Below are 25,007 nucleotides of genomic sequence, written 5' to 3' on the forward strand. Positions count from 1 at the left end.
CATGGCTCGGCTGTTTGGCCTGCTCCTGCTACTGGCTGGCGTGCTCTACCCCTTCGCCGTGTATTTCGGCATGGAGCATCTTTCACCACGCTGGTTCGCGGTGCTGCTCGGCGGGCTGTGGCTGGCCCGCGCATTGACGGCCAGTCGCCGCCCTGGCGGCCTGTGGCTGGCGATCTCGGCGCTGGCGTTCTGCCTGTTGCTCGGCATCGCGGGCGACCCGGCCCTGCTGCGCTGGTATCCGGTCCTGCTCAACCTGATGCTGCTGGCCCTGTTCGGCCTCAGCCTCAGGTTCGGCCCGCCGCTGGTAGAGCGCATGGCTCGCTTGCGTGAACCGGAACTGCCGGCAGTCGCCGTGCGCTACACGCGCAAGGTGACCCAGGTCTGGGCGCTGTTCTTTCTCGGCAACACCCTGGTGCTGATGGCGCTGGCGATGTGGGCACCGCTGTCGTGGTGGACGCTGTATACCGGTTTGATCTCTTACGGCCTCATCGGCCTGTTGTTCGCGGGTGAATGGCTGGTGCGCCAGCAAGTAAGGAAACACGCATGAGTTGGTTGCCCCTCACCGAGCTGCTGCTGGAGGCTCATCCCGAGCGCCAGGTTGCCGTGGAGCCGAATCTGGATCACGCGCAACTGCGCCTGCGGGCGCTGTCGCTGGCCGCAGCGCTGCAAGCGCGCGGAGCACAGCGCGTTGCACTGTACCTGGAAGATGCCGGCGAACTGAGCATCGCCCTGCTCGGTGCCTGGCGTGCCGGCGTTCAGGTGCTGCTACCGGCCGATGCCCAGGCACAGACCCGCCAGCGCCTGGCGCAGCAGGTCGACCTGTGGCTGGACGACCTCGACGGGCTCGATGCCGAGCCACTGGCCGCCGCACGCCTGCGCCCCGAAGACTGTCGCCTGACCCTGTGCACATCTGGCTCGAGTGGTGAGCCCAAGCTGATCGACAAGAACCTGGTGCAGCTGAGCAACGAGGTCAGCGCGCTGGAAAGGTTGTGGGGCGACAGCCTCGGCCAGGCGACCATCCTCGGCAGCGTGGCCTGCCAGCATATCTACGGGTTGCTGTTTCGCCTGCTCTGGCCGCTGTGCGCCGGCCGGCCCTTCTACCGCCAGGCCCTGCCATTTCCCGAAGACCTGCAGCGCGTCAGCCTGAGCCAGAGCGCGTTTGCCTGGGTGGCCAGCCCTGCCTTGCTCAAGCGCATGGGCGACAACCTCGACTGGGCTGCCCTGGCCCAGGTAAAGCGAGTGTTCTCCTCGGGCGGAGCCTTGCCTCAGGATGCAGCGGACAGCTTGCATCAGCGTCTTGGCCAACTGCCCAGCGAAATATACGGCAGCTCGGAAACCGGCGGTATCGGCTGGCGCCAGGGAGACACACCCTGGCAGGCATTCCCGGGCGTCGAGCTCGGCCTCGATGAAAACGGTGCCCTGCTCGTCGCCTCTCCCTATCTGCCTGCCGGACACGTGGAGCACAGCATGGATGCCGCCGAGCTGCAGGCCGACGGCCGTTTTCTCCTGCGGGGTCGACTCGACCGGATCGTCAAGCTGGAAGAGAAGCGCATCTCGCTGCCGATGATCGAGCAGGCGCTGATCAGCCACGAATGGGTTGCCGATGCCCGTGTAGGTGTGATCCAGGAGGGCCGAGCCTTCCTGGGTGCCGTGCTGGCGCTGAGCCCTGAGGGCATGCATGCGTTACGCAACCGGGGCCGCCGCACACTGACCGAAACCCTGCGCCGGCACCTGGCCGAACACAGCGAGGTCATGGCCCTGCCCCGGCGCTGGCGCTTGCTGCTGGAGCTGCCCTACAGCAGCCAGGGCAAACTGCCGCAGAAAGCGATCGACGCACTGCTGCTGGCACCGCGACCGACCCGCGTGGAGCCCAGCAGCTGTGAAGAACGTGATGGCGAGTGGCTGCTGCAACTGTCCGTGCCGCCGGATCTTGCCCACTTCACCGGCCACTTCCCGCAGACCCCGGTGCTACCAGGTGTAGTTCAGGTCGACTGGGCCCAGCATCTGGCCCGTCAGCTGATCAGCGACCTGCCACCGCGCTTCGCCGGCATGGAGGTGCTCAAGTTCCAGCAACTGGTGCGCCCTGGCGACACCTTGCAGCTGTCCCTGCGTTTCGATGCAGAACGGTGCAAGCTGTACTTTGCCTACCGCAATGGCGAGGCGGCCTGCTCCTCCGGACGTATTCTGCTGGAGCCTGCCCATGGCTGAGGCCAGCTTCGCCCCCTGCGCAGTGATCCCCGTGTACGACCACGAACAGCCGTTGCCTCATGTGGTCGGCGCACTGCGCAATGCCGGCCTGCCCTGCGTGCTGGTGGACGACGGCTCGCACGCGAGTTGCGCCGCGGTCATGGATGAGCTGGCCCGCCAACCGCAGGTCGAGCTGCTGCGTCTACCCAGCAATCAGGGCAAAGGCGCAGCGGTAGCGGCTGGCCTGCGCGAGGCAGCGCGTCTGGGCCATAGCCATGCGCTGCAGGTGGATGCCGACGGCCAGCATGACCTGAGCACGCTCGAAGCCTTCATCGACACTGCCAGGCAGTATCCCCAGGCCGTGATCTGCGGCTACCCCGAGTACGACGCGAGCGTACCCAAGGGTCGCCTCTACGCCCGCTACCTGACCCATGTCTGGGTGTGGATCAACTGCCTGTCATTGCAGATCCGCGACTCCATGTGCGGCTTTCGCATCTATCCGCTGGCACAGACCCTGGCCGTGCTGGACAGCTGTCGCATCGGACAGCGCATGGACTTCGACACCGAAATACTGGTGCGCATGGCCTGGCGCGAGCAGCCCATGCACTGGCTGCCGACCCGCGTGCACTATCCGGAGGATGGCCTGTCGCACTTTCGCCTGTGGCACGACAACGTGCTGATCTCGGGCATGCACGCCCGGCTCTTCTTCGGCATGTTGGTACGTGCTCCCCGGATCATCTGGCGCAGGTTGGTCGCATGAAGGCGATGCGGCAGAGCGATCACTGGGCCCGGCAGGGCGAGCGCGGCAGCTTCCTGCTGATGCGTCTTACCGCGGCTGCCGTACGCCTGCTGGGCAGGCGCCCGCTGACCCCGCTGCTGTATCTGATCGTCCTGTACTTCTTCATCTTCGGGCGCCGGGCGCGCAGCAGCATCAGACAATATCAGCAGTACCTCGCGACCTGGAGCGGGCGGCCGCAGTTGAACCCGAGGCCCGGCTCGGTGCTGCGTCAGTTCCTCGCCTTCGCCGACAGCCTGCTGGACAAGCTCGACGTGTGGAACGGCCGCCTGCCGTTGCAGCAACTGCAGCTCGTCGACCCCGACAACCTGCGCGCCCGACTGCATGATGGCAGCCGCGGGCAATTGCTGGTCGGCGCCCACCTGGGCAACCTGGAGGTCTGCCGAGCCCTGGCCGAGCTTGGCGAGCGCGTACGCATGAACGTGCTGGTACACACCAAGCATGCCGAGCGGTTCAACCGCCTGCTCGGCGAAGCAGGCGCCAGCCGCCTGCGCCTGATCCAGGTCAGCGAGCTGGATCCGGCAATCATGTTGCAGTTGGCCGAACGCCTGGAGCGCGGCGAATGGCTGGCCATCGCCGGTGATCGTGTGCCGCTGCATGGCGGTCGCCATGCCGTGGTCGATTTCCTTGGCCACCCAGCCGCCTTTCCACAGGGCCCCTGGCTCTTGGCCGGGCTGCTGCAATGCCCGGTAAGCCTGATGCATTGCCTGAAGATCGATGGCCACTATCAGGTGCGTCTCGAACACTTTGCCGACAGCGTGCGCTGGACACGCCGCGATCGCGAGCGGGTCATCGCCGAGTGGGCACAACGCTACGCGCAGCGGCTGGGTGAGCACTGCCTGGACGCGCCACAACAATGGTTCAACTTCTACCCCTTCTGGAAGCAAGATGACGACATACCAGCCTGAGCCGGTGATCTTCGGCGAGCGCCACCTGAACATCGAGGACATCGTCGCCCTGTCGCAGCGCCAGGCGCGCGCGAGCCTGCAGGACGACGCCGCCTATCGCGAGAAAATCGCCAAGGGCGCGCGCTTTCTCGACACCCTGCTGGACAAGGAGGGCGTGATCTACGGCGTCACCACCGGCTACGGAGACTCCTGCGTGGTGGCCGTGCCGCTGCATCAGGTCGAGGCGCTGCCCAAGCACCTGTTCACCTTCCATGGCTGTGGCCTGGGCAAGCTGCTCGATGCCGCAAGCACCCGCGCCGTGCTTGCAGCCCGCCTGCAGTCGCTGTGCCACGGGGTATCCGGGGTACGTGTGGAGCTGCTCGAACGCCTCCAGGCCTTCATCGAACAGGACGTGCTGCCGCTGATCCCGGAGGAAGGCTCGGTTGGCGCCAGCGGCGACCTGACGCCACTGTCCTACGTCGCCGCGACGCTGGCCGGTGAACGTGAGGTGCTCTACAAGGGTGAGCGCCGCAGTGCCGCCGACGTGCACCGGGAACTGGGCTGGACGCCCCTGACCCTGCGCCCGAAGGAAGCCCTGGCACTGATGAACGGCACCGCTGTGATGACGGCACTGGCCTGCCTGGCCTACGCCCGCGCCGACTACCTGTTGAAGCTGGCCACACGCATCACCGCGCTCAACGTCATCGCCCTGGAAGGCAACCCGGAGCACTTCGACGAGCGTCTGTTCGCCGCCAAGCCGCACCCGGGACAGACCCAGGTCGCAGCCTGGATTCGCCAGGATCTGGCAGTCGAGGCACCGCTGCCGCCGCTGCATCGCCTGCAGGATCGCTACTCGATCCGCTGCGCCCCGCATGTGCTCGGCGTGCTGGCTGACAGCCTGGGCCTGCTGCGCCAGTTCATCGAGATCGAGCTCAACAGCGCCAACGACAACCCGCTGTTCGACGCCGAAACCGAGCGTACCCTGCACGGCGGCCACTTCTACGGCGGGCACATCGCCTTCGCCATGGACAGCCTGAAGAACCTGGTCGGTAACGTCGCCGACCTGCTCGACCGTCAGCTCGCCCTGCTGGTCGACAGCCGCTACAACCATGGCCTGCCGAGCAACCTGTCCGGTGCACCGGCGGCAACCGCGATGATCAACCATGGTTTCAAGGCCGTGCAGATCGGCGCCAGCGCCTGGACGGCCGAAGCCCTGAAGAACACGCTGCCGGCCAGCGTATTCTCGCGCTCCACCGAGTGCCACAACCAGGACAAGGTGAGCATGGGCACCATCGCCGCACGCGATGCGCTGCGCAGCCTCGAGCTGACCGAGCAGGTCGCCGCCGCCACCCTGCTGGCGGCCAACCAGGGGGTGTGGCTGCGCGAGCGCGCCGGCAAGCGCGACATTCCGGCGCCGCTGGCGGCAATGCGCGAGCAACTGGCCGGCGACTTCCCCCCGGTGATCGAAGACCGGGCGCTGGAGGGCGAGCTGCGTCTGTGCCTGGAGCGTATCCGCAACCAGCACTGGAGGCTGTATGCCTGAATCCGTTCTGCTCCCCCCCGTGGCCATCGAGCGAGCTGGGTGTGCCCGCGAAGGAGCTCGGCATGCGTAAGTCAGGCGTGTTGCAGGCCGAGGTCGAACTGCAGGTGCAGTTCTACGACGTGGACATGATGGAGATCGTCTGGCACGGCCACTACGTCAAGTACTTCGAGCAGGCGCGTTGCGCCCTGCTCGACAAGCTGGGCCACAACTATCGGCAGATGCGCGACTCCGGCTACGCCTGGCCGGTGATCGACCTGCAGGTGCGCTACGTGCGCGGCGCCCAGTTCGGCCAGCGCCTCGTCGTGCGGGCCGATCTCGTCGAGTGGGAGAGTCGCCTGAAGATCAACTACCTGATCAGCGATGCCGAAACCGGTGAGCGAATGACTCGTGGCAGCAGCGTGCAGGTCGCGGTGGAAATCGCCACGCGGGAAATGCAGTTCGCCTCGCCACAGATCTTCATCGATGCCGTACAGAGGGCCATCGCGTGAAACGCCCGTCGAGCGGAGCATCGGCACGGGCCACCAGTGCACGGGGCCTCGTGGCGCGGATCGTCTCCGGGCTGCTGCTCGCCACCCTTGCGCCGCTCGTTCATGCCTTCGACCTCGATGAGCTCAGTGCCCGACTGTCCCAGCCTCAGGTTGTACGTGGCGATTTCGTTCAGGAGAAACACCTGCGTGCCCTGCCACAACCGCTGACCAGTCGCGGCACCTTCGTTCTGGCCAAGGAGCTGGGCTTGCTCTGGCTGCTCGCAAGCCCGCTGCGCCAGGACTACCGTATCGACGCACAAGGTATTGCCAGGCGCACCAAGCAGGGCTGGCAACCGATCGCTCAGCGAAGCGCCACCGCCCAGCAGAACCGCCTCTTCCTTGCGGTGCTCAAAGGTGACAGCAGCGGCCTGCGCGAGGATTTCGAGCTCAGCCTGAGCGGCAGCGCCGAGGCCTGGCAGCTCGAGCTGACACCACGCAGCATGCTGCTCAAGCAGGTGTTCAGCCGCATCCTGATCGACGGCGGCGACCTGGTGCAACGCATCGAGCTGCAGGAAACCCAGGGTGACAGCACCGTGCTGCGTCTCGAAAACAGCCGAGCCGATCAATCCCTCAGCGATGTGGAGCGGCATGACTTTCAGAGCTGAACACTGGGGCTCACGGCTCTTTCCGCTCGCCCTGCTCCTGCTCATCGCAGTTGCCGTCTGGCAGTGGCGTGGTGCCGCACCGATTTCCGCCAACCTGCTGGAGCTGGTGCCCAGCGGCACGCCGGACGCGCTCGAAGAGCAGGCCGTGCAGCGCATGCAGGAGCCGCTCAACCGCGAACTGCTGGTGCTGATCAGTCACCCTCGACGCGAACAGGCCATGGCGCTCGCAGCCGAGCTGGGCAAGCGCTGGCAGCAGCAGGCACCGTTCGAGAAGGTGCAATGGGCTGCCCAGCTCGACCTGGGCAGCCTGCGCCAGCAGCTGCAGGAGCAGCGCCTGGCGCTGCTGCCGGCTGCCGAACGCGAGTTGCTGATCGACGATCCCGAAGCATTCATCGAAAGGCGCGTGCAGGACCTGTTCGACCCGTTCCGCAGCCAGGGCCTGGTCGCCACCAATGACGATCTCCTGGGTCTGAGCACCCTGATCGAGAAGAGCCTGCCTCACATCCACAACCTGCAGGTCGATCTCAGCGGCGCCCTGATCGCCGAAAGCGAAGGCACTACCTGGGCGCTGCTGCGCGCGCGCACCACAGCCGGGGCCTTCGACGGCAACCTGGCGATGAGCGTGGACGATCTGGTCTCACAGGCGCGCCAGGAGGTACAAGCGCGCGGCGGGCAATTGCTCGCCAGCAGCGGGCTGCTCTATTCAGCCCATGGCCAGCGCGAGGCCACACGCGAGATCAGCCTGATGGGCAGCATCGCCAGCGTCGGCGCCGTGCTCCTGATGCTGCTGGTGTTCCGCCGGATACGCATCGTGCTGGCCTTCATTCCGGCCGCTATCGGCGTGCTCGCCGGGCTCACCGCCTGCGTCGCGGTCTTCGGCCATATTCATGTGATGACACTGGTGCTGGGCGCCAGCCTGATCGGCGTGGCCATCGACTACCCCCTGCATCTGTTGTCCAAGAGCTGGACGCTGCAACCATGGGACAGCAGGCGTGCGCTGCGCGCCACGCTGCTTGGCCTGACGCTGGGCCTGCTGAGCAACGTCATCGGTTATCTGGCGCTGGCCTTCACCCCGTTTCCGGCACTCAAGCAGGTGGCCGTCTTCTCTGCCGCCGGCCTGCTCGGCACCTACCTGAGCACCCTGTACCTGCTGCCACCGCTGCTTGGCAAGGCCGAGATCCGCCCCAGGCAGGCGCCCATGGCGCTGGCACAGAGCCTGATCGACTGGCGCCACGCCCTGCTGCGCCGGGTACCGACACCCTGGCTGCTGTTGATCTTCGCGCTGTTCTGCCTGGGTGGCGTGCTGCAGCTGTCGCACAAGGACGACCTGCGCCAGTGGGCCAGCATACCGCCGCAACTGCTGGAGCAATCGACAGCCATCGGTCGGATCATCGGCACCCGCCCCACCAGCCAGTTCTTCCTGGTTCGCGGGCAGGACGAGGAACAACTGCTGCAACGCCAGCAGCTGCTGAGCAAGCGTCTCGATACGCTGGTGGAACAGGGACAGTTGACGAGTTACCTGGCGCTGAGCCAGCTGGTCGCCACCGAAACGCAACAGCAGCGGCTGCGTCAGGCCGTGGGGGCGCTCACCGAGCACAGCGGCGCACTCACTGCACTCGGCATCCCCCTCACGGCCATCGCAGCGGAGGTCCGCCATCTGCAGAGCCTGCCAACCCCGGATATCGAGGCGGTGCTCGCAGCACCGCTGGGCGAACCCTGGCGACCACTCTGGCTGGGGCAGACGGAAGATGGCCAGGTTGCCGGGCTGATCAGCCTGCAGGGCCTGAATGACGGCAGCCTGCTTGCCACCCAGGCCGACGGACTCGAAGGCGTGAAACTGGTCGACCGCCTCGGCGAACTCAATCGCCTGTTCGCCGCCACCCAGGTCAGTGCGGCCGAGCTCAAACTGGCCTCCTGCCTGCTGATCTTCATCCTGCTGTGCATCCCTTTCGGCGTACGCGGCGCGGCCCGCGTACTGGCCGTTTCGCTGCTGGCAGCGCTGGCCAGCCTGGCCTGTCTCGGCTGGCTGGGGCAACCGCTGACCTTGTTCAGCCTGTTCGGCCTGCTGCTGGTCACGGCCATCGGCGTGGACTACGCCATCCTGGTCCGCGAACGGGTCGGCGGTGCAGCAACCAGCCTGCTCGGCACCCTGCTGTCGGCCCTGACCACCTGGCTGTCATTCGGCCTGCTGGCGGTATCGAGCACGCCTGCGGTCAGCAACTTCGGCCTGACCATCAGCATCGGCCTGGTCTTCAGCTTCCTCCTGGCGCCCTGGGCGGGCGAGCGCCAGGCCGAGGCGCAGCCGACATGATCCGCCCCGTTATCCATAACCCCCGGCGCCAGGCGCGCCAGGCATGCCCACAACCATGAGGCGAAGAAGTCGTCATGCAATCTCCTGAAATCGAACAGCGTCAGATCGTCGTTATCGGTGCAGGCCCGTCCGGAGCAATCGCGGCAGCCATTCTCAAACGCCAGGGGCATGACGTACTGGTGCTCGAGCGACAGCGGTTCCCTCGCTTTTCCATCGGCGAGAGCCTGCTGTCGCACTGCCTCGATTTCATCGAAGAGGCCGGCATGCTCGAGGCCGTCCAGGCGGCCGGCTTCCAGACCAAGCATGGTGCAGCCTTCGCCTGGGGCGAGCGCTACACGGAGTTCGACTTCCGCGACAAGTTCACCGCCGGCCACGGTTCCACCTACCAGGTGGTGCGCGCCGACTTCGACAAGCTGCTGGCCGACGAGGCCGCCCGCCAGGGTGTGGAAATACGCTATGAAGAGGAAATCTTCGCGGCGGACTTCACGGGCGACTGTCCGCGCCTGTCGGTACGCCGTCTTGCCGATGCTCACGAGTATCAGGTCGAGTGCGCGTTCGTCCTCGATGGCAGCGGCTATGGCCGGGTGCTGCCGCGCCTGCTCGACCTCGACACACCGTCCTCCTTCCCGGTGCGTCGGGCGGTGTTCACCCACATCGAGGACCACATCGACCCGGCCAGCGGTTTCGACCGCGAGAAGATTCTTATCACCACCCACCCGACATTGCGTGATGTGTGGTTCTGGACCATTCCCTTCAGCAATGGCCGTTGCTCGCTGGGCGTGGTCGCCGCCGCCGAACACTATGCCGACTACCCGCAGGATCTCGACGCCTGCCTGCGCCGGTTCGTCGAGGAAACGCCTTCGCTGGGCAGGGTGCTGGGCAACGCCGTGTGGGACACCCCGGCACGCGAGATCAACGGCTACTCGGCCAACGTCAGCAGCCTGCATGGCCGTGGTTTCGCCCTGCTGGGCAATGCTGCCGAGTTTCTCGACCCGGTATTCAGCTCCGGGGTCACCATCGCCATGCGCTCGGCGAGCATGGCCGCCGGCCTGCTGCACCGCCAGTTGAGCGGCGAGGCGGTGGACTGGGAGCAGGAGTTCGCCCTGCCGCTCAAGCGTGGTGTGGATACGTTCCGCGTCTACGTGCAGGGTTGGTACGATGGTTCCTTCCAGGACGTGATCTACTACGAGAAGGCGTCCCCGGAAATTCGCCGAATGATCAGCTCGATCCTCGCCGGCTACGCCTGGGACATCCAGAACCCCTATGTGGCAGAGCCCAAACGCCGACTCGGTGTACTGGCCGAGCTCTGCGCCCTGAACTGACAAAGGAACGTCGATGAACAGCGCCCCACCCGTTTCGCCCACCTACGTCGAGGAAACACGCTTCGGCTTCTGGTTCCTGCAAAGCCATGTGTGGCAACACCATGTGCTGCGCGTGGCGATCAACGACCTGCTGCGCCTGGTCGGTGAGCCGTTGCCACAGGCAGCGGTGCTGCTCGATGCCGGCTGTGGCCAGGGGCGCTCTTTCCGCCTGCTGCAGCAGGCATTCGCACCGGCCCGCATGATTGGCCTGGATGCCGACCCGCATAGCCTCGACTGCTCACGCCGTGAAGCCGAGCAACTGGACCTGGAGGTCGAGCTGGTAGCCAGCGACTGCGCCGCCATCGACCTGCCCGACAACAGCGTCGACCTGCTGTTCTGTCACCAGACGCTGCACCACCTGGTGGAGCAGGAGAAGGCTCTCGGCGAATTCTGGCGCGTGCTCAAACCCGGCGGTCGGCTGCTGCTGGCCGAGTCGACCAAGTACTACATCGACACCTGGGTGATCCGCTGGCTGTTCCGCCATCCGATGCACGTGCAGCGCAGCGCCCAGCAGTACCTGGACATGCTCGCCGCCCAGGGCTTCGAGTTCACCGACAATGACGTCTCCTACCCGTACCTGTGGTGGAGTCGCTCCAGGGACTTCGGACTGCTCGAGCGCTGGGGACTGATGCGGCCGAAGCCGGTGGGCCAGCGCGACGAGACCCTGCTCAACGTGGTGGCACGCAAACCGCTATGAGCCGCATCGTTCTGCTTCTCGCCAGCCTTCTGCTCGCGGCCTGTGCCGCGCGTACCCCGCTGCCCGAAGTACCGCCACCACTCGTCGCGCCACTGCCACTGACGCTGCAGATCCAGCGCCAGCACAGCGATGGGCGGCAGGACTGGCTGCTGGTGATCCAGCGCGAAGGCCAGGTCCTGCGCTGGTCACTGCTCGACCCACTGGGGATTCCCCTGGCTCGCCAGCGCCTGCAAGCCGGCACGTGGCAGAATGACGGCCTGCTGCCACCCAACCCGGAAGCCAGGGAACTGTTCGCCGCCCTGCTGTTCGCCCTCAGTGACGCCGCCGCATTGCCGCACAGCTACCCCGCCGGCACCTGGCTGCGGCGAGCCGACGGTGGGCGCGATCTGACGCCGCACTGGCAGGTAAACTACAGCGCCCCGCTGAGCTTCAGCCTCGACAGGCCCGGGCTGAGCTACCGGATAAGCGTACTGAACCAGGAAGAACGTAATTGATGCCCAGCTACCTCAACGCACTCGGAGTTGTCTGCGCCCTAGGCGCCGGCAAACAGGCCGTGGCCGATGCGCTGTTCGCTGGCGACAGCAGCGGCATGCGCGCGGAAGATGGCTGGGTGAGCGGGCGCCAGCTGACCGTGGGTGCCGTGCATGCCGAACTGCCGGCCATGCCTGCCGGCTTCGAGGCCATGCACAGCCGCAACAATCAGTTGCTGCTGGCCGCAGCACTGCAGATCGAGCCCGAACTGCGTGCGGCGATCGAGCGCTACGGCAGCACACGCGTCGGCCTGGTGCTGGGCACCAGTACGTCAGGCATTCGCGAGGCGGGCGAGCACATAGCCCGCTACGTCCGGGACGGTGAGCTGCCGCGCGAATACAGCTACGCCCAGCAGGAAATGGCCGCGCCGGCGACCTTCCTCGCCGACTGGCTGGGCCTGGCAGGTCCCGTCTACTGCCAGTCGACCGCCTGCACATCCGGCGCCCGCGCGCTGCTCAGCGCCCATCGCCTGCTGCAGCAAGGCACTTGCGACGCAGTGATCTGCGGCGGCGTGGACAGCCTGTGCCGCCTGACGCTCAATGGCTTCTCGTCGCTCGAAGCGGTAGCCGCCGAACCCTGCAACCCTTTCTCGGCCAATCGCAACGGCATCAACATCGGCGAAGCAGCCGCGCTGTTCCTGATGAGCCGCGAGCATGCGCCCATCGCCTTCCTCGGCGGCGGCGCCAGTTCCGACGCCCATCATATTTCCGCCCCGCACCCGGACGGTCTCGGGGCACTCGGCGCGATGCAGAAAGCCCTTAGCAACGCCGGGCTGGCGCCCGAGCAGATCGACTACCTGAACCTGCACGGCACCGCGACCCGACACAACGACTCGATGGAAAGCGCAGCCGTGCACAGCCTGTTCCCCGCTGGAGTGGCCTGTTCCTCGAGCAAACCCATGACCGGGCATACCCTGGGCGCTGCCGGCGCACTGGAGGCGGCCTTCTGCTGGCTGACCCTGAGCGAGCACAACCCCGACGCCCTGCTGCCCCCTCACCTCTGGGACGAACACCCTGACCCGCTGCTGCAACCACTGCAGCTGACCCGGCCGGGTGAGCGCCTGCAACGTCAGCAAGGCCGGCACCTGATGAGCAACTCCTTCGCCTTCGGCGGCAACAACATCGCACTGATTCTCGGAGATGCCCCATGAACCTGTGGCCTGTAGCCGAGCTGGTGCCGCACGCTGGCAACATGGTGCTGCTCGATGAAGTGCTGAGCTGCGACACGGAAGCGATCGAGGTACGCCTGGTGGTCCGTCCGGACAGCCTGCTCAGCGACAGCGACGGCAACCTGCCGGCCTGGAGCGGCATCGAGCTGATGGCCCAGGCCATCGCCGCATTCGCCGGCATCCAGGCCAAGCGCGCAGGCCAGCCTGTAGAGCTTGGTTTTCTGCTGGGCACGCGCAAGTATGCCTGCAACGTCGAGCGTTTTCCGGCTGGCAGCGAGCTGCGCATCCGCGCCCTGTGCTCGCTGCAGGACGAAAACGGCATGGGCGTGTTCGAGTGTCATCTCGACGGCCCCGCCATCCATGCCGAAGCTCGCCTCAATGTATTCCGCCCGCCGCAACCGGCGGTCTATCTACAAGAACCGCAAGAACAATCCCATGACTGAAACCGTTCTCGTCACTGGCTCCAGCCGCGGCATCGGCCGGGCCATCGCCCTGCGCCTGGCCCGCTCGGGCCACGACATCGTCCTGCACTGCCGCTCGCGCCGCGATGAAGCCGAAGCCGTGCAGGGGCAAATCCTCGAAATGGGCCGCCAGGCGCGCATCCTGCAGTTCGATGTATCCGACCGCGCTGCCTGCCGCGCGGCCCTGGAGCGCGACATCGAGGCGCATGGTGCCTACTACGGCGTAGTGTGCAATGCCGGCCTGACCCGTGACGGTGCCTTCCCGGCCCTGTCCGAGGACGACTGGGATCAGGTGCTGCGCACCAACCTGGACGGGTTCTACAACGTCCTGCATCCGCTGACCATGCCGATGATCCGCCGCCGCGCCGCCGGGCGCATCGTCTGCATCACCTCGGTCTCAGGGCTGGTCGGCAACCGTGGCCAGGTCAACTACAGCGCCTCCAAGGCCGGCATCATCGGTGCGGCCAAGGCACTGGCCATCGAACTGGGCAAGCGCAAGATCACGGTCAACTGCGTGGCTCCAGGGCTGATCGACACCGAGATTCTCGACGAACTGGTGCCGGTGGAGGAAATTCTCAAGATGATTCCTGCGGCGCGCATGGGCACCCCCGAAGAGGTGGCCGGCGCCGTCAACTTCCTGATGTCCGAGGAGGCGGCGTACATCACCCGCCAGGTACTCGCGGTCAATGGTGGTCTGTGCTGATGAAACGTGTAGTCGTCACCGGCATGGCCGGCATCACCTCGCTGGGCAGCGACTGGCCGACCATTTCGGCCAACTTCAAGGCCGGCAAGAGCGGCATCCGGCGCATGGACGAGTGGGATCGCTTCACCGAGTTGAACACCCGTCTGGGCGGGCCTGTGGATGATTTCCTCCAGCCCAGGCACTGGAACCGCAAGCAGACGCGCAGTATGGGCCGCGTATCGAAGCTGGCCGTGTTCGCCGCCGAACGTGCCCTGGAACAGGCCGGCCTGCTCGGTGATCCGTGCATATCCGACGGACGCATGGGCGTGGCCTGTGGGTCTTCCACCGGCAGTACCGAGGAAGTCAAGGCGTTCGGCAACATGCTGCTGAACTCGGTGGCCGATGGGCTCAACGCCAACTCCTACATCCGCATGATGCCGCACACCACGGCGGCCAACATCAGCATCTTCTTCGGCCTCAAGGGTCGCCTGATCCCCACGTCCAGCGCCTGCACCAGTGGCAGCCAGGGCATCGGCTATGCCTATGAGGCGATCAAGTTCGGCCGTCTGAAGATGATGCTCGCCGGCGGCGCCGAGGAGCTCTGCCCCACCGAAGCGATGGTGTTCGACGCCCTGTATGCCACCAGCCTGAAGAACGACGCCCCGCATACCAGTCCGCGCCCCTACGACAGCGGTCGTGATGGCCTGGTGATCGGCGAAGGCGCTGGCATCCTGGTACTGGAAGAGCTCGAACACGCCCTCGCCCGTGGCGCCACCATCCACGCCGAGATCGTCGGTTTCGGCTGCAACGCCGATGGCCAGCACGCCACCAAACCCGTGCAGGAAACCATGCGTGGTGCCATGCAGCTGGCACTGGATGATGCCGGCCTCGAGCCCTCGGCGATCGGCTACGTCAATGGTCACGGTACAGCCACCGAGCAGGGCGATGTGGCCGAGACCCAGGCGACCAGCAGCCTGTTCGGCCCACGCATGCCGATCAGCTCGCAGAAGAGCTACTTCGGCCATACACTCGGAGCCTGCGGCGCACTGGAGTCCTGGTTCAGCATCGAAATGATGAACGCCGACAGCTACGCGCACACCCTGAACCTCGATCACGTCGACCCGGCGTGCGGCGAGCTGGACTACCTGTGCGGCGAGTTCCGCAGCATGCGTCACGAGTACGTGATGAACAACAACTTCGCTTTCGGTGGGGTCAACACCTCGCTGATCTTCAAACGCTGGCGCCAACCATGAACCTGATGACCACCCGAACCCTGTCACGCCTTGTCTTCATCCTGCTGCTCGCCGGCCTCGCCGCCTGCAGCCGTGTGCAACCGATCCTGACCGTGCACCAGCAACTGCCCGCCACGACCACACTGAACGACGAGCAGCTGCGCACGCCGCTGATCCGGGCGCTGACACGGGCCAAGTGGACGATCGAGGAGGAGGAAGCCAATCGCATCCTGGCCCGCATCGACTTCCGCCAGCACAGTGCCTCCATTACCATCGACTACGCAGGCGGGCGCTATGACATCCGCTATCGTGACAGCCACGATCTGGACTACGCGGATGGCAAGATTCACAAGCGCTACAACGCTCTGGTGAAGAAGCTCAACCGGGTGATCCTGCAGGAAGTCCGCATCGCGCAAAACCTCAACGGCTCGTTGCAATAACATCACCAAGGAGAGAGCTTGATGAAACACAAGTACTGGATCGCCACCGTCTTCTGCGCCAGCCTGCTGCCCGGCATCAGCCAGGCGCGTGATACCGCGCATTTCCTCGACTTTCAGACGGTGGTGAACGAAGCCATCCAGGCCGGCCGCCTCGACGGCTCGGTGAAGTTCTACCTGAACAAGACCCCGGCTGGCGCGCAGATCATCAACGCCAACGTCACCACCAGCCAGAAGACCAACGCCTTCAACAAGACCGACGAAGCCGCCTGCAGCTGGGTGCTGCAGTCCGCCCTGATCAAGCTGCAGAACGCTGCCAAGGCCGCCGGCGCCAACGCGGTGGTCGACCTGGCCAGCAACTACAAGAACAAGGAATACCGTGACGACACCAAGTACGAATGCCACGCCGGCGCAATCATGGCGGGTGTCGCACTGAAGGCCAAATACGCCAAGGTGAAGTAATCCTGTGTTGCAACCGGGGCCACCGTATGGTGGCCTTTTCATTCAGGGGCCGGCGATGGCCGCTTCAGAACACGAACGGCACGAACATGCGGCTGCGCCTCATGTAGTCGCGGTAGGGCTGACCGAAGTACGCCAGGCACTCGCGCTCCTCGCAACGGGCCGCGCACCACAGCAGCACGCTGGAAAGCGAGGCCAGCAGCAGGATCATCGCATCGATGCGCTTGCAGGCGATGCCCCAGGCCAGCAGTAGCAGCGAGCAGTACATCGGATGGCGGATGTAGCGGAAGACACCGCCCGTCACCAGCCTGGAGGTGCGCTCGAAGGCGAACAGCTCGTCATCCTGGCGCTGCTCTCCGGCCCGCCCGAAGCGGCGCATCTGATACACCCCGGCGAACAGCACCAGCAGCGACAGGCTGAGCAGCACCCAGGCAACCTGCTGATGCAGCTCGCCACGATCACCGAACCAGTAGGGCGCATTGCACAGCAGCATCACCAGCATCACTTCCCAGGCGAGAAAGCGATAGAAACCATGGCTGCGCGGATTGCCCAACGTGCGCCAGGAAATCCCCAGCAGCACCGCGCTGAGTATCACAAAAGCCACCACCTGCCAGATCGTCACTCGGTCCTCCCTCTGCCCCGTGGGGCGCTTCCCTCTGTTACACTGCGTCGCTCGTACGCCCTGACCCGTCGCCATGGATCGCACCCAACTGCACTCACTGCTGCCGCATCAGGGCGACGCGCTCTGGCTGGATGCGTTGATCGATCACGATACCCATGGCATTCGCGGCCTGAGCGGCTGGCATCATCTCGACAAGCTTGGCGAAGATGCCTCTCCCGCCCTGCTGTTCGAAGCCGCCGCCCAGCTTTGCGCGGCACATGGTGCCTTATACGGCGAGACCGATGCCATCGAAATGGCCCTGGTCGGCAAACTTTCCCAGCTGTATCTGTATCCGCTCACACGCCGTGACGAGCCGCTTCTGGTCAGTGCCCGACAGGAAGCCCTGAGCCCGGCTGGCGCGCTCTACGCCTTTGCCATCCACGCCGGCACGCAACCACTGATCGACGGCAAACTGCTGCTGGTGCTCGTCAATGCTTGAGTTGCGCAACATCAGCTTTCGCTATCCGGGCGCACAGAGCCCGGCCCTCCAGAACATCGACCTGCAGCTGCAGGAAGGCCAGTGCCTGGGTCTGCTCGGCAGCAACGGAGCGGGGAAGACCACGCTGCTCGCCCTGCTCAGCGAAACCCTGGCCATGCAGCACGGCGACATTCGCTGGGACGGCCCGCGCAGCCTGGGCCTGGTGCCGCAGCAGCTGGCCTTCTACGCGGAACTGACGGTTGCCGAGAACCTGGCGCTGTTCGCCGATCTCCACCGCCTGCAAGGCGCCCGGCGGCGCCTGCGCCTGGAGCTGTGCATCCACAGCACGGCACTCGAGGACAAGCTGACCCGCCGCGCCGCGCGCCTGTCCGGCGGCGAGCAGCGGCGCCTGAACTTTGCCATCGGCCTGCTCCAGCCTGCGCGCCTGTACCTGTTCGACGAGGCCACCGTGGGTGTCGATGCCAGCAGCCGACAACTGCTGCTCGACGCCGTCGAACGGCTCACCGGCGACGGCCACGGCGTGATCTACACCAGCCACTACCTGGACGAGATCGAGCGGGTGGCCAGCCGCATCCTGCTGTTGCACGAGGGCCGCGTACAGCTCGACGTGGACAAACAGCAGTTGCTCGATGCCGGCCACAGCCTGCAGCTGGAATGGCCGCAACAGGTGCCGGACGGTTTCAGCGAACTGCTCGCGCAGTTGCAGTTGCACGCCGAGCCCCTGCCAGGCGGAGTGCGCATCAGCGACCTCGATGCCACGCAGTTGCAGGCCATCACCCAGTTCGTCTGCGTCCAGGCCCAGCCCCCAAGCCTGCTGCGCTTCGGCCGGCCGTCACTGGAGCAGCTCTACCTGAGCCTCAACGGAGGCCGGCTATGAGCCCCATGCTGGCGCTGATCCGCAAGGAATACCTGCTGCTGCTGCGCGACCCGCACGCGCTGGCCGTGCTGTTCATCATGCCGGTCCTGTTTCTGCTGCTGATGGCGGCGGCCTTGTCCAACTACCTGAGCGACCAGCCGCCGGCGCTGGATCTGGTGCTCGAGGCCCCACAACCTGGTGAAGCCAGTGCTTTCTTCCGGCAGGCCCTGCAGGAACAATTGCCAGGCAGCCGGGTGCTCGCCCGGAGCGACGAAGCCCTGCCGCATATCATCCTCGCCGCCGACTTCGCCGAAACATTGCTGGACACTCCGCATATCGGTCCGGTGCTGACCTATCCGGCACGCGTCGACAGACAGACCCGCCAGCGCCTGCGCGCCGCGGTCAATATCGCCCTGGCCCAGACCCGCCTGCTCGCCTACCTGGAAGACAGCAATGCGCTGGGGCAAGACCTGGACGCAGAGCAGCGTCTGCAGCTGATTCGTCAGCGCACGCAAAGCCAGATCCGCGAACTGCAGGTACTGGCCAGCGGCGAACTCAGCGGCAAGGCCAACGCCAGCCAGTTGAGCGTGCCGGCCTGGTTGATTTTCGGCATGTTCTTCGTCGCCCTGCCGATGGCGGGCGGTTTCCAGCGCGAACAACAGAGCGGCGCTCTGCTCCGCTTCCGCGCCCTGGGCCTGAGCCCGTCCAGTCTGCTGCTGAGCAAGTTGCTGCCCTATATCAGCATCAATCTGCTGCAGTTCGCGCTGCTGCTGAGCATTGGCGTGCATGCCCTGCCCTGGCTCGGACTTGCCGGCCTCGAGCTGCCGGGCTCGGTACTGGCCTATCTTCTGCTCGCCCTGAGCCTGAGCCTGGCGGCCTGCAGCCTCGGGCTGCTGCTGGCGGCGTTGGCGCGCAGCGGCGAGCAGGCATTGCTGCTGGGGGGCGGCATCAATATCATCCTCGCCGCAATCGGCGGCATCATGGTGCCCAAGAGCGTGATGCCCGAGGCCATGAGCCAGCTGGCAGAAGTTTCCCCGATGAGCTGGGCGCTGGACGCGTTCCTGACCCTGCTGGTGGGCCAGGGCGGCCTTGCCGATATCGCGCCCGACTGTGCCCGCCTTCTGCTGTTCGCCCTGTTGCTGGGCAGCGTCGGGCTTTTCCTGTTCCGCAAACGAGTGCAGCAAACGCAATGGACCACACACTACTAGAACAAGAACTCAAGCAACTGCTGATCCGTGAATGCGACAAGGAAGACGACATCGACTGGCAGAGCATCGAGGATGACGAGCCCCTGTTCGGCCAACAGAGCCGCATCGCCATGGACAGCCTCGATGCCCTACAGGTATCGCTCGCCCTGCAACAGCACTATGGCGTACGCATCGAAGGCGCCAAGGACGGGCGACGCATCCTCAACAGCATCGCCAGCATCGCGGCGTTCATCCGGCAACAGCAGTGACGCCCATCTACCTGCAGCGTGGCGCTCTGCACAGCGCTCTGGGGCCTGACCTGCGCACGGCCAGCAGGGCTCTGCAGCAGGGCTCACGCCCCGTGCCGTCGTCATTCGAACTGCATGAGTTGCAGCAGCCGCGCGCCTACCTGCGGGTCAGCGGGAGCCAGGAAAGTCTCGACCAGCGCTTCGATCGCCTGATCCTCGAGACCCTGGAGCAAGACACGAGCGATCTGCACGACTGCCTGCTGATCATCGCCAGCACCAGCCTCGATATCAACGACCTGGAAACACTGGCAGCCACGCAGGGAGGCTTCCAGGCCGAGCATTCGACCTCACTCGACCTGCTGGCCGCCGCGCTGCAGCAACGCTGGAGCTTCGCTGACGCTTTCACCCTGAATACCGCCTGCACCAGCGCCGCCAATGCCCTGCTGTACGGTGCCCGCATGCTCGCGGCCGGCTTGTACCGGCGCGTGCTGGTGCTGGCGTTCGAAACGCCCAGCGCCATTGCCCAGCAAGGTTTCGGGGCACTCGACCTGACCAGCCCCAGCGGCGACTATCGGCCGTTCCACCCGCAGCGCGATGGCCTGGTTCTCGGTGAAGCCTATGCGGCCGCGCTGCTGTCACCGGCGCCCGGTGACGCCCCTCTGGCGAAACTGCTCGGCGGTTTCAGCGCCTGCGATACCAGCAACCTGACCACCACCCGCGAAGACGGCAGCCATATCGACTGGGTCATGCGCGAAGCCCTGCGCAGCGCTGGCATAGGGGCCGACGAGATCGAACTGGTCAAACTGCACGGCACCGCTACCGGCGCCAACGACCGAGCCGAGAGCAACGGTGTGCGCCTGCTGTTCGCCGACCGGCTGCCACGTCTCTGTGTACTCAAACCCTGGCTCGGTCACTCCCTGGGGGCCTGCGGCCTCAGTGAGACCCTGCTGCTCATGAACAACCTCGCCTGCCTGCCCGGCCTGGACTACGCCGGCGAAGCCATCCTGCCTCTTGCCAGCGAAGCGACCGGCATGGCTGCGGACGGCCTGCTGCTGGCGAACTTCTTCGGCTTTGGCGGTAACAATGCCAGCCTGGTGCTGCAAGGCTGCCCGGGAGGCGAGCGATGAAACGGGTGATCGCAGCCTGCAGCGTCAGCGGTGATGCCGCCTGCACCGACAAGGAACTGAAAGCGGCGCTGGGCCAGTGGCTGCAGACGCCGCCGCGGCGCATAGACCGCATGATCCTGCAGGCCCTGCTCTGCACCGCGCCGCTGAAGGCCAAGGCGCACAAACGCTGCGGCCTGTACCTGGCTTCCCGCCACCCGGACCGCGCCACCATGGGGGCGCTGCTCGATGCCGTTTGCGTTCACCAGCGCCAGCCGAAACCCTTCGAGTTCGTCAACAGCGTGAGCAACGCCGCCGGCTTCCACATCGCTGCGCAGCTGGGGCTGGACGGTCCGAACCTGTTCATCGGCGCCGGCACCAGGGTCTGGCCACAACTGCAGGCGCTGGCGGCGCTGGATCTGGCGGACGGCCTGATCGACCAGGCACTGCTGGCAGTGATCAACGAGAACGGAAGCTTCCTGGCCCAGGCCGTGTTGCTCGACGGCGCCACACATGCACGGGACTTCGACGAGCTGAGCGCCGGCACTCAGGTGCTGTGCCTGCAGATGCAGGGTGGCTGACGCGCACCCCATCCTGCTTCAGCCCTTGCGCCTGGACCAGGCGCCGAGCTCTTTCATCAACACCCGCTCCTGATCGGCGATCGCCCGCAACCTGTCGGCGATCGGCCGGAAATCCGCCACCTCCCCCGTGCTGCGACTGGCGCGTACGCAGGCCGACGCGAACTGGCGCCAGTCATCGCCCACCGCGGTCAGACGCGTCGAGGCTTCCAGCAGGCTGGCGTCACCGATCTTTTCGCCGGCCTCCTGCAGGAAACTGGCGTACATGAAGCGAAAGCCGGCGCCGCCGGTACCGATCTCTTCCTGCATGCGCACGATGTGGGTGAGGTACAGGCGGTTGTACTTGGTCTGCGCGGGGTCGAGTTTCTCGACGCACTTGGCCAGATGCTGGATGCCGCGAATGCCGATCCACGGCAACGGCATGCCATCGAGGATGCGTGAGGTGGAGAGCACGCTCTGGCGAATCAGGCGCTCCCAGTCCTGCTCCGGCGGCACGTCATCGAGGTAGTACATCAACCCCTTGGCCGCCAGCGCACCCTTGGCGAAACGGGCCTTCTGCAGGTCGGCGCCGGCACAGCGCACGGGCGCCTCGAACACCGGGTCGCTGAGCAGGTACTCGTCACCATCGCGGCCGTAGGCCAGCAGATTGTGGGCGTTGAAATGAAAGCGCATTTCCGGCGGGAAATACGGCAACCAGAACACCGAGCTCTGCAGACCGGCCAGGCGGCCACTGTCCAGCGCCGCATCCAGCGCGATCCGGCCCTGCTCCGGGCTGGCGAAGGTGCGACTGGTCAACCTTGCTCCCAGGCGCTTGCTCAGGGTCTTGATCAGGTGGCGCGGCGGCATGCGGTAGGCAATCAACGGCATGCCGCCGAGTTTGACGATCGGCAGATAAGCGAAGGCCAGACCGGAGGCCAGGCCGAATGCCATCGGCTCGCTCATCGGCAAACCGGCATGGGTCAGCAGGCTGGCCATGACACCGCTCTCGCAGTGGGCACTCTGGCGGTGCTGGAAGGCAGTCATGGCAACTCTCTCTGGTAGCGACGCAACTCGTCGACGGTCAGGCCGAAAGCCTCGGCGTAGCGCGCCAGCACCGAGGTACTCAGGCGACGATAGATGTCCGGACGAAAATGGCGGCGTACCCGCCATTGCCACAACCCGGTGATCTGAGCCAATGCCGGCTCATCCATGCGATAGCGATACATCAGGCACTTCAGTGGCGACAGCTCTCCACGCCGCCACTGCGCCAGGGCCTCGGCCTCCTGGGCCTCGAGCTCGGCGACCGCCAGCCGGGTAGCGTAAGCCTCCGGCTCCCAGCCATCACTTTGCGCACATTGATAGTGCCCGCTCTCATCTACCGCGTAGACCAGCTTGCTGTGGCCACCATAGGTGGAGCTGTGGTCCTGGGGGACTTCGTCAAGCTTCATCGCCAACCACCGTCAGGTGCATGAACGCACTCGAAAAGCGCCCACTTTCAGGCACGTAGCAGAGCAGGCGCTGGCCACTGCGCAAGCGCCCGCCGTTGAACAGCTCTTCGAGAATGATGAAGATCGAGGCCGCTCCGGTGTTGCCCTTGCTGGTCAGGTTGGTGAACCAGCGCGCCTGCGGAATCGGCAGATCGACGTTGGCCAGCCCTGCGGCCAGCGGCTCGCGGAAGAACTCGGAGGAATAGTGCGGAAGGAACCAGTCGATGTCGGCGACGCGCAACTCGCGGCGCGCCATGATGCGCTTGAGCGCCTCCTCGACGGTGTACTTGACGATGTTTTCGTTGAGCAGCTTGACGTTCTGCTTGATCGCCATGATCGACTGCTTCGCACGTGCCTCGGCGTCGTAGTGGCTCCAGCCACGCAAGCCGCCCGCTTCCATGTCGGCACCGGCATACATGCACGCCGGCATCTGGTCAGCGAAGGAATAGATGTCCAGCCAGTCGACACGCAGGCTCAGACCGACAGCGTTCGGCTGGCCCTGGAGCAGCACGGCACCAGCGCCGTCGGAAAGCATCCAGCGCAGAAAGTCCTTCTCGAAGGCGATCTCCGGATGGTTCTCCAGCTCCTCGACACGGCTTTCGTACTCGGCGTTGAAATTGCGCGCCTGCATCAACGTGGAGGCGACCTCCGAACCGCAGGCCACGGCACTGCGGCTCTCGCCGCTGGCCACGCTCATCCAGGCGTACTTCAATGCCGTCATGCCGCACAGACAGATACCTGCCGTGGTCGCCACCTCGCAGGAAGGATTGCCCAGCTCGCCATGCACCATCACCGCATGCCCCGGCATCACCTGGTCAGGCGACGAGGTGCTGGCCACCAGGCAGTCGAGCTGATCGAGCGCGAACCCTTCGCCCTGCAACGCACGGATGGCCTCGGCACTGAGCTGAGCATTGCTCATGCTCGGCTCGCCGGTACCGGGGTCGATCACATAGTGACGCTGCTGGATACCGTTGCGACGCAGCACCAGCTTGCGCGCCCGCGATGGCTTGCCACCGACCATGCCGAGGCGCGTCTCCATCTGCTCGTTGTCCACGGGATCGTGCGGCAGGTATGCACTGATGCGATTGATGAATACGGGGTGAGCCACTGCAATACCTCGGGTCACATCACTCGCCGGACGGGCCGGCAAAGTAGGCTTTCTCTCGCTGGATACGCGCCTTGAACAGCGGCGCCAGCAACTTCTTCAACAGCGCCGTGATCGGCACCACGGTGAGAATCAGGCACAGCAGAAAAACGATATAGACCACCAGCCCGACACCTCGCCGGCGACTCTGCTGCGGCCCGAGAGCGGACAACAGGCGACTCCACAGGGTGAAGCTGCGATTGCCCACCTTCTCGCTGGCGATCAGCTTCTCGTCCACCTTGACCGCGCCCAGACCGGCGAGCATCGGTGCCTCGATGGGCTGCTGGTCAGCAAGCAGCCGGCGTGTCATCGCGTCGCCGAAACGACTCGCTGCCGCCAGTTCCTGCTCGTCGATACCGGCACGCGGCACCCAGCTGTAGGGCTTCTGGCGGCCGGTGAACATCCACAGCGGCGTGGCCAGAAAGCTCGCTGCCGTACCACAGGCATCAGTCAGCACGACGTTGTCCACCAGTCGTGCGCCCAGCGCCTGAAGGCGCGCCTTGACCTTCTCCTGGGCCATCAGCCACATGTTGCGGCAACCGATCAGGGTCACCACTGGCGTGTCCTTCAGCAGGGACGCGGCTTCGGCTGAAGCGAGAAAGCTGGTGCACGGCAGCGAGGGCGACAGAAACCAGACCTGATAGGCCAGGATCACCAGGTCGTAGCGTTTTCCGCTGTCCACCGCGAGCGGCAGCAACGGCTGCGGCTTCATCAGGACGGTTTCCGGGAAGATACGGAAGAAGCCGAGAAACGGCCAGGGAAAGGGAAACGGCTCGGCGGGTTCGAGCGCGAGAAAATCCACCTCGATGCCATCGTGTTCGCGCAGGGGCGCACAGACCGATTGCGCCAAGCGGTCTAATTGGCCAGTCTGGGAAAAATGGACGACTAAAACATGACGCATTCGCGGCGCATTCCCTGCAAAATGTCCGAATTATGCCACAGAGACTTCTTCAAACCGTAACCTGCCTGCGCCAGTCATGCCTACTGGTTCTGCTACTCGCGTGCCAAACGCTGCAAGCAGCGGACCTGCTGATCGAGGTAGAGGGCAAGGCCCCTCAGGCAGCCCTGTATCTCGCACTGGTGCCAGCCGATCAGCCGGACTGGCAGCCCAGCCTGCGCGAGCTGCACGGTACGCAAATGCCGCTGCGCCTGCAGGACCTGCCTCCGGGACGCTATGCCGTGCAGTTGTTCGAGGACAGCAATGGCAACGGCCTGCTGGACGTCAGCCCACGCGGCATTCCCCAGGAGCCGGTGGGCTTTTCCCGCAACCCGGCGCTCTTCGGCGGCAAGCCCTCCCCGCAGGACAGCCAGTTCGAACACGGCATGACGGATAGCGTGATCCGCGTACGCCTGCATCCACCGCGCAAGAAGCAGGAGCGCCTGGCGCCGAACACGCCGCGCAAAGGGGACCGCTAACACGAACGGAGTCGCCGCATCCCGC

At 65.5% G+C, this 25,007-nt stretch carries 29 protein-coding genes; 24 read left to right on the forward strand and 5 right to left on the reverse strand.

All coding sequences use genetic code 11. From position 1 onward, the window contains the following. The first annotated feature begins 1 nt into the window (after position 1). The 17 genes from EPK82_RS06360 (at position 2) to EPK82_RS06440 (ending at position 15,887) form a co-directional block, all read left to right on the forward strand. Positions 2-547, forward strand: coding sequence for a COG4648 family protein (locus EPK82_RS06360; RefSeq protein ID WP_134676077.1), 546 nt, complete (start codon positions 2-4; stop codon positions 545-547). Beyond that, complete coding sequence (locus EPK82_RS06365; protein ID WP_134676078.1) at positions 544-2,208, forward strand: acyl-CoA synthetase family protein; 1,665 nt, start codon at positions 544-546, stop codon at positions 2,206-2,208. Before EPK82_RS06360 ends, EPK82_RS06365 begins: the two co-directional genes overlap by 4 nt. Continuing rightward, entirely contained in the window at positions 2,201-2,947 is a 747-nt protein-coding gene (locus EPK82_RS06370; protein WP_134676079.1) for a glycosyltransferase family 2 protein, read from the forward strand. The genes EPK82_RS06365 and EPK82_RS06370 overlap by 8 nt, the downstream gene beginning before the upstream one ends. Beyond that, positions 2,944-3,891, forward strand: a complete 948-nt coding sequence (locus EPK82_RS06375; protein WP_394346188.1) for an LpxL/LpxP family acyltransferase — start codon at positions 2,944-2,946, stop codon at positions 3,889-3,891. Before EPK82_RS06370 ends, EPK82_RS06375 begins: the two co-directional genes overlap by 4 nt. Next, positions 3,872-5,413, forward strand: coding sequence for an HAL/PAL/TAL family ammonia-lyase (locus EPK82_RS06380; RefSeq protein WP_134676080.1), 1,542 nt, complete (start codon positions 3,872-3,874; stop codon positions 5,411-5,413). Before EPK82_RS06375 ends, EPK82_RS06380 begins: the two co-directional genes overlap by 20 nt. 62 nt (positions 5,414-5,475) lie before the next feature. Beyond that, a complete protein-coding gene (locus tag EPK82_RS06385; RefSeq protein ID WP_134676081.1) occupies positions 5,476-5,901 on the forward strand; it encodes an acyl-CoA thioesterase in 426 nt (141 codons plus the stop codon). Between the two features lie 50 nt (positions 5,902-5,951). Continuing rightward, on the forward strand, positions 5,952-6,545 hold the full coding sequence (locus tag EPK82_RS06390) for an outer membrane lipoprotein carrier protein LolA (RefSeq protein WP_134676180.1): 594 nt from the start codon (positions 5,952-5,954) through the stop codon (positions 6,543-6,545). Next, positions 6,529-8,856 (forward strand): MMPL family transporter, encoded by a 2,328-nt coding sequence (locus tag EPK82_RS06395; protein ID WP_134676082.1) that lies wholly within the window; start codon positions 6,529-6,531, stop codon positions 8,854-8,856. Before EPK82_RS06390 ends, EPK82_RS06395 begins: the two co-directional genes overlap by 17 nt. A gap of 74 nt (positions 8,857-8,930) precedes the next feature. Further along, positions 8,931-10,178 (forward strand): NAD(P)/FAD-dependent oxidoreductase, encoded by a 1,248-nt coding sequence (locus EPK82_RS06400; RefSeq protein ID WP_134676083.1) that lies wholly within the window; start codon positions 8,931-8,933, stop codon positions 10,176-10,178. 13 nt (positions 10,179-10,191) lie between these two features. Beyond that, positions 10,192-10,914, forward strand: coding sequence for a class I SAM-dependent methyltransferase (locus EPK82_RS06405; RefSeq protein WP_134676084.1), 723 nt, complete (start codon positions 10,192-10,194; stop codon positions 10,912-10,914). Continuing rightward, positions 10,911-11,408: a DUF3261 domain-containing protein gene (locus tag EPK82_RS06410; RefSeq protein WP_134676085.1), complete on the forward strand. Its 498-nt coding sequence runs from the start codon at positions 10,911-10,913 to the stop codon at positions 11,406-11,408. The genes EPK82_RS06405 and EPK82_RS06410 overlap by 4 nt, the downstream gene beginning before the upstream one ends. Beyond that, positions 11,408-12,595 (forward strand): beta-ketoacyl-[acyl-carrier-protein] synthase family protein, encoded by a 1,188-nt coding sequence (locus EPK82_RS06415; protein WP_134676086.1) that lies wholly within the window; start codon positions 11,408-11,410, stop codon positions 12,593-12,595. The genes EPK82_RS06410 and EPK82_RS06415 overlap by 1 nt, the downstream gene beginning before the upstream one ends. Next, positions 12,592-13,056 (forward strand): hotdog family protein, encoded by a 465-nt coding sequence (locus EPK82_RS06420; protein ID WP_134676087.1) that lies wholly within the window; start codon positions 12,592-12,594, stop codon positions 13,054-13,056. The genes EPK82_RS06415 and EPK82_RS06420 overlap by 4 nt, the downstream gene beginning before the upstream one ends. Then, the gene (gene fabG, locus EPK82_RS06425; RefSeq protein ID WP_134676088.1) at positions 13,049-13,777 is read left to right on the forward strand and encodes a 3-oxoacyl-ACP reductase FabG; all 729 of its coding nucleotides are present in this window, start codon (positions 13,049-13,051) and stop codon (positions 13,775-13,777) included. The genes EPK82_RS06420 and fabG overlap by 8 nt, the downstream gene beginning before the upstream one ends. Further along, complete coding sequence (locus EPK82_RS06430; protein ID WP_134676089.1) at positions 13,777-15,009, forward strand: beta-ketoacyl-ACP synthase; 1,233 nt, start codon at positions 13,777-13,779, stop codon at positions 15,007-15,009. Before fabG ends, EPK82_RS06430 begins: the two co-directional genes overlap by 1 nt. Next, positions 15,006-15,428, forward strand: a complete 423-nt coding sequence (locus tag EPK82_RS06435; RefSeq protein WP_134676090.1) for a hypothetical protein — start codon at positions 15,006-15,008, stop codon at positions 15,426-15,428. The genes EPK82_RS06430 and EPK82_RS06435 overlap by 4 nt, the downstream gene beginning before the upstream one ends. A gap of 21 nt (positions 15,429-15,449) precedes the next feature. Then, positions 15,450-15,887, forward strand: a complete 438-nt coding sequence (locus tag EPK82_RS06440; RefSeq protein ID WP_134676091.1) for an excinuclease — start codon at positions 15,450-15,452, stop codon at positions 15,885-15,887. Between the two features lie 64 nt (positions 15,888-15,951). On the opposite strand, the gene EPK82_RS06445 is transcribed toward EPK82_RS06440, so the two are convergent. Further along, positions 15,952-16,506 carry a methyltransferase family protein gene (locus EPK82_RS06445; RefSeq protein ID WP_134676092.1) on the reverse strand — a complete coding sequence of 185 codons (555 nt, stop codon included), beginning with the start codon at positions 16,504-16,506 and terminating at the stop codon, positions 15,952-15,954. A gap of 73 nt (positions 16,507-16,579) precedes the next feature. Here EPK82_RS06445 and EPK82_RS06450 point away from each other — a divergent pair, with 73 nt between their 5' ends. From EPK82_RS06450 to EPK82_RS06475, 6 genes are read left to right on the forward strand one after another with little or no spacing between them, the layout of a single operon-like run. After that, a complete protein-coding gene (locus EPK82_RS06450; protein ID WP_134676093.1) occupies positions 16,580-16,984 on the forward strand; it encodes a hotdog family protein in 405 nt (134 codons plus the stop codon). After that, entirely contained in the window at positions 16,977-17,861 is an 885-nt protein-coding gene (locus EPK82_RS06455; protein WP_134676094.1) for an ABC transporter ATP-binding protein, read from the forward strand. The genes EPK82_RS06450 and EPK82_RS06455 overlap by 8 nt, the downstream gene beginning before the upstream one ends. After that, positions 17,858-19,048, forward strand: coding sequence for an ABC transporter permease (locus tag EPK82_RS06460; RefSeq protein WP_134676095.1), 1,191 nt, complete (start codon positions 17,858-17,860; stop codon positions 19,046-19,048). Before EPK82_RS06455 ends, EPK82_RS06460 begins: the two co-directional genes overlap by 4 nt. After that, complete coding sequence (locus EPK82_RS06465) at positions 19,030-19,296, forward strand: acyl carrier protein (RefSeq protein ID WP_134676096.1); 267 nt, start codon at positions 19,030-19,032, stop codon at positions 19,294-19,296. The genes EPK82_RS06460 and EPK82_RS06465 overlap by 19 nt, the downstream gene beginning before the upstream one ends. Next, positions 19,293-20,402, forward strand: a complete 1,110-nt coding sequence (locus EPK82_RS06470) for a beta-ketoacyl synthase N-terminal-like domain-containing protein (RefSeq protein WP_134676097.1) — start codon at positions 19,293-19,295, stop codon at positions 20,400-20,402. Before EPK82_RS06465 ends, EPK82_RS06470 begins: the two co-directional genes overlap by 4 nt. Then, the gene (locus EPK82_RS06475) at positions 20,399-20,959 is read left to right on the forward strand and encodes a hypothetical protein (protein WP_134676098.1); all 561 of its coding nucleotides are present in this window, start codon (positions 20,399-20,401) and stop codon (positions 20,957-20,959) included. Before EPK82_RS06470 ends, EPK82_RS06475 begins: the two co-directional genes overlap by 4 nt. An 18-nt stretch (positions 20,960-20,977) precedes the next feature. On the opposite strand, the gene EPK82_RS06480 is transcribed toward EPK82_RS06475, so the two are convergent. From EPK82_RS06480 to EPK82_RS06495, 4 genes are read right to left on the reverse strand one after another with little or no spacing between them, the layout of a single operon-like run. Beyond that, a complete protein-coding gene (locus tag EPK82_RS06480) occupies positions 20,978-21,979 on the reverse strand; it encodes a BtrH N-terminal domain-containing protein (protein ID WP_134676099.1) in 1,002 nt (333 codons plus the stop codon). Then, positions 21,976-22,383: a hypothetical protein gene (locus EPK82_RS06485; protein WP_134676100.1), complete on the reverse strand. Its 408-nt coding sequence runs from the start codon at positions 22,381-22,383 to the stop codon at positions 21,976-21,978. The genes EPK82_RS06480 and EPK82_RS06485 overlap by 4 nt, the downstream gene beginning before the upstream one ends. Continuing rightward, positions 22,373-23,530 carry a beta-ketoacyl-ACP synthase III gene (locus EPK82_RS06490; RefSeq protein ID WP_134676101.1) on the reverse strand — a complete coding sequence of 386 codons (1,158 nt, stop codon included), beginning with the start codon at positions 23,528-23,530 and terminating at the stop codon, positions 22,373-22,375. The genes EPK82_RS06485 and EPK82_RS06490 overlap by 11 nt, the downstream gene beginning before the upstream one ends. A 19-nt stretch (positions 23,531-23,549) precedes the next feature. Further along, the gene (locus EPK82_RS06495; RefSeq protein WP_134676102.1) at positions 23,550-24,467 is read right to left on the reverse strand and encodes a dialkylrecorsinol condensing enzyme; all 918 of its coding nucleotides are present in this window, start codon (positions 24,465-24,467) and stop codon (positions 23,550-23,552) included. A gap of 179 nt (positions 24,468-24,646) precedes the next feature. Here EPK82_RS06495 and EPK82_RS06500 point away from each other — a divergent pair, with 179 nt between their 5' ends. Next, positions 24,647-24,982: a DUF2141 domain-containing protein gene (locus EPK82_RS06500; protein ID WP_244229867.1), complete on the forward strand. Its 336-nt coding sequence runs from the start codon at positions 24,647-24,649 to the stop codon at positions 24,980-24,982. The last annotated feature ends 25 nt before the right edge of the window (positions 24,983-25,007 follow it).

Source organism: Ectopseudomonas khazarica (assembly GCF_004521985.1).
Taxonomy (GTDB): Bacteria; Pseudomonadota; Gammaproteobacteria; order Pseudomonadales; family Pseudomonadaceae; genus Aquipseudomonas; species Aquipseudomonas khazarica.